Annotated in this window: 4 protein-coding genes; 1 reads left to right on the top strand and 3 read right to left on the bottom strand. The window is 69.6% G+C overall.

Features of this window, described 5'->3' with window-relative positions:
- Positions 1-178: 178 nt before the first annotated feature.
- The 3 genes from gph to IAE41_RS22015 are packed head-to-tail and all read right to left on the bottom strand — an operon-like array spanning position 179 to position 2,628.
- Positions 179-850: a phosphoglycolate phosphatase gene (gph, locus tag IAE41_RS22025; protein ID WP_200734569.1), complete on the bottom strand. Its 672-nt coding sequence runs from the start codon at positions 848-850 to the stop codon at positions 179-181.
- Between the two features lie 60 nt (positions 851-910).
- A complete protein-coding gene (locus IAE41_RS22020) occupies positions 911-1,702 on the bottom strand; it encodes a class I SAM-dependent methyltransferase (protein WP_200734568.1) in 792 nt (263 codons plus the stop codon).
- Positions 1,699-2,628, bottom strand: coding sequence for a LysR family transcriptional regulator (locus IAE41_RS22015; protein ID WP_200734567.1), 930 nt, complete (start codon positions 2,626-2,628; stop codon positions 1,699-1,701). Before IAE41_RS22015 ends, IAE41_RS22020 begins: the two co-directional genes overlap by 4 nt.
- 108 nt (positions 2,629-2,736) lie before the next feature.
- Between IAE41_RS22015 and IAE41_RS22010 the strand changes: the two genes are divergently transcribed.
- Positions 2,737-3,375, top strand: a complete 639-nt coding sequence (locus tag IAE41_RS22010; protein WP_200734566.1) for an NAD(P)H-binding protein — start codon at positions 2,737-2,739, stop codon at positions 3,373-3,375.
- Positions 3,376-3,606 lie beyond the last annotated feature (231 nt).

The raw sequence follows: 3,606 nt of genomic DNA, 5'->3' as shown, positions 1-3,606 counted from the left end.
TAGGCTCGGCTCTACATGGGCGCGTCGGTAGCGCCGGGCCATGCCCGGCGAGCGGATCACGGCGTCGGCATGCCGCCATCGACGCATGGCGTCGATCTACTGTAGAGCCGAGCAGCCGAGCGTAGGCTCGGCTCTACATGGGCGCGTCGGTAGCGCCGGGCCATGCCCGGCGAACGGATCACGGCGTCGGAATGCCTGATGCCAGCCCCGGCAGTTCACGCAGATCGTCGATGACCGCCACGGCGTGCGCGTTGTCCAGGTCCAGGCCACGCGGATAGCCGTAGCGCACCAGCGCGATCGGCATGCCGGCGTCTTCGGCGGCACGGTAATCGGTGAGCGAATCACCCACCATCAGGCAGGCGTCCACCGCCTGCCCGAAGTGCGCGGCGATGTGCCGCAGCGGCTCGCCACTGGGCTTGCGCTGCGGCAGCGAATCACCGCCCAGCACCAGCGAAAACGCATCCGCAATGCCCAGGTGCTGCAGCAACGGCGGCACCAGCGCGGCCGGCTTGTTGGTGCAGATGGCCAGCGGCACGCCGCGCGCGCGCAGCAGGGCCAGGGCTTCCGGCACGCCATCGAACAGGCGCGGGCTGCGCAGCAGGCATTCGCGGTAATGCACCATGAAGGTCGGCATCACCTCGGCCAGGTCCACGTCGCGACCGGCGGCATGCACGGCCTGCTCGACCAGCCGCCGCACGCCTTCACCGATCCAGCCCAGCACGGTGGTTTCGGGCACGCGTGCCACGCCGATGTCTTCCAGCGTGCGGTTCAGCGCTTCGGCAATGTCAGCCGCGCTGTCCACGAGCGTGCCGTCCAGATCAAACACAACCAACGGATAGGGATACGACAAGGGACGGTACCTGTACGACGTGGGCCGTCCATTGTACGCCCCGGCATTTCCGCGCCCGCCTCAGCCGATCCGGCGGGCACGGGTGGCCAGGAAGGTGGGCAGGTAGCGGTCGATCAGGAAACGCGGGCGCGGCTGCCAGTCTTCCATGAAGCGCTCGACCACGAAGCCGGCATCGAGCTGGCCACCGATCAGGTCGCCCAGGCTGTGGCCAAAGGTCAGTGCTTCACCACGGGCCAGCTTGGCCTCGCGCTCTTCGGCCGGCAGGTCTTCCAGGTCCGAATACGGAATGGCGTACCGCGGGCGGATCAGGCCCTGTTCCTGCAGCTGCGGATCGCGCGCGCCCACGAACACCACCGGGTTGTAGAAGCTGGCCAGCAGCAGGCCATCCTGGGCCAGCACGCGCTGGCACTCGGCCCAGACCGGGCGCACGTCGGGCACGTACAGGTTCGAAATGGGGTGGAACACCACATCGAAGCTGCCATCGGCGAAGGCATGCAGGTCACCCATGTCGCCCTGCACGGTGCGCAGTGACAGCCCATCGCGCTCGGCCACGCGGCGGTCCTGCGCCAGCTGCCCGTCGGACAGATCGAACACGGTGACCACCGCGCCAGCGGCGGCCAGCACCGGCGCCTGCTGGCCACCGGCCGATGCCAGGCAGAGAATGCGGCGGCCGCGTACATCGCCCAGCCAGTCCAGCGGCAGCGGGCGGGGTGTCAGGTGGACCTGCCAGCGTCCCTGGCGTGCGGCAGCGATGGTTTCGGCATCGACCGGGCGCGACCAGTCGCTGGCCTCGCGTGCCTGGCGGTCCCACGCCGCGCGGTTGTGCTCGAGCAGTCCCTGTCCATGGTTCATGTGTCCTCCTTGACCGGTGGGCGCCAATCCAGATCCTGGAATGCCGGGCTGGCGAAACACTCGGCCAGGAAATCCAGGAACCGCCGCATGATAGCGGGCTGCTGTCGACGCGATGCGTACACGGCATGAATGCCCAGCTCGTCCAGCGCATAGGCCGGCAGCAGCTGCACCAGTTCGCCCGAACGCAGCAGCGGTGCCACCTGGTAGGTCGGCAGCATGGCGATGCCGGCACCGGCGCGCACGGCTTCCAGCAGCAGGGAAGCTTCGTTGGCGCTGATGTTGCCGCCCACCGCCACCGACAGCGAGCGACCGTCGCGATGCAGCTGCCACAGGCTCCTGCCGACGTAGTGGTGGGTGAGGCAGTTGTGCGCGGGCAGCTGCTCCGGCGCGCTGGGCGTGCCGTGTGCCTGCAGGTAGGCAGGCGTGGCGCACAGCACCGAACGGCAGGTGGCCAGCCGTCGCGCGATCAGGCTGGGATCGATCTGGCGGGCGATGCGCACGGCCAGGTCCACGCGCTCCTCCACCAGGTTGACCATGCGGTCGACCAGCAGCAGTTCGATGCGCGCGGCCGGGTGGCGCTGCACGAAGGCCGCCACTGCGCGCGCCAGGTGGCTCTGCCCGAACGATACGCTGGCGGTGATGCGCAGGGTGCCGTGCGGCTCGGGATCGTCGCTGGCCAGTTCGCCCTGCAGTTCCTCGCCGATGGCCAGCATCTGCCGGAAGCGCGCCAGCGCGGCTTCACCGGCGCCGGTCAGGCTGATCCGCCGCGTGGTCCGGTGCAGCAGGCGTGCGCCCAGCCAGCCCTCCACCTCGGCCAGGTAGCGGCTGACCATCGCGCGGGACATGTCCAGCACCTCGGCGGCGGCGGTCAGGCTGCCACGCTCGGCCACTTCGACGAACACGGTCATGGCGGTCAATCGGTCCATCTGCTCGATCCATGCAACAAACAAGCGCGTTATACGCTGTTTTTCGAGCAACTGCAGCGGCCTACAGTGGCCTCGTTCCCACCCCATTCCGCCCCAAGGAGTCCCGCCATGAAGATCGCCCTCGTCGGTGCCACCGGCAACATCGGCCGCCAGATCGCCCGCCACGCCCTCGCCCACGGCCACCAGGTCACGGCCGTGGTCCGCAGTGAAAAAGACCTGCCGGCCGAGCTGGCCGGTGCCCAGCTGGCCATCGCCGCGCTGGACGACACCGCCGCCCTGGCCGCCGTGATCGCCGGCCATGACGTGCTGGCCAGCGCCTATGGCCCGCGCCCGGGTGATGACATCGGCCAGATCGCCAGCGTGGCCGACCAGCTGGTCGCCGCCGCACGCCAGGCCAAGGTGCCGCGCGTGGTGGTGGTCGGTGGCGCCGGCAGCCTGGAGATCGCGCCGGGCGTGCAGCTGGTCGACACCCCGGATTTCCCCGCCGCCTACAAGCCGTACGCACTTGCCGCGCGCGAAGCGCTGAAGCGCCTGCAGGCGGTGGATGACCTGGACTGGACCTTCTTCTCGCCGGCCGCGGAAATCGGCCCCGGCGAAGAGCGCGGCCAGTACCGCGTGCAGGCCAAGACCTTCCTGGCCGATGCCAGCGGCCACAGCCGCATCAGCTACGCCGATTACGGTGCCGCGTTCGTGGCCGAGCTGGAAGCGGGAAAGTATCCGAAGCAGATCATCACTGCGGCGTATTGATCGATACGTTTCCCCTGTAGAGCCGAGCCTGCGCTCGGCTTGAGGCAACCACTGCAGCCGAGCATGGGCTCGGCTCTACACGAGGAATCGTTGATGCGTACTGCTGCCCTGCTTCTTCCGTTGGCGCTGGTCGCGGGTCTCGCCAATGCACCGCTGCTGGCGGCGCCCGCCCCCCCCCCCGCCCCCCCCCCCGGGGGGGCCCCCCCCCCCGCCCCCCACCCCAAGCGGAAC

It is taken from the genome of Stenotrophomonas sp. S39 (assembly GCF_016624665.1).
GTDB lineage: Bacteria > Pseudomonadota > Gammaproteobacteria > Xanthomonadales > Xanthomonadaceae > Stenotrophomonas.
This window is presented reverse-complemented; position numbering and strand designations above follow the sequence as displayed.

Coding starts and splice junctions, on each gene's coding strand:
- IAE41_RS22020 (WP_200734568.1), bottom strand. CDS start 1,702: ATGAACCATGGACAGGGACTGCTCGAGCACAACCGCGCGGCGTGGGAC.
- IAE41_RS22015 (WP_200734567.1), bottom strand. CDS start 2,628: ATGGACCGATTGACCGCCATGACCGTGTTCGTCGAAGTGGCCGAGCGT.
- IAE41_RS22010 (WP_200734566.1), top strand. CDS start 2,737: ATGAAGATCGCCCTCGTCGGTGCCACCGGCAACATCGGCCGCCAGATC.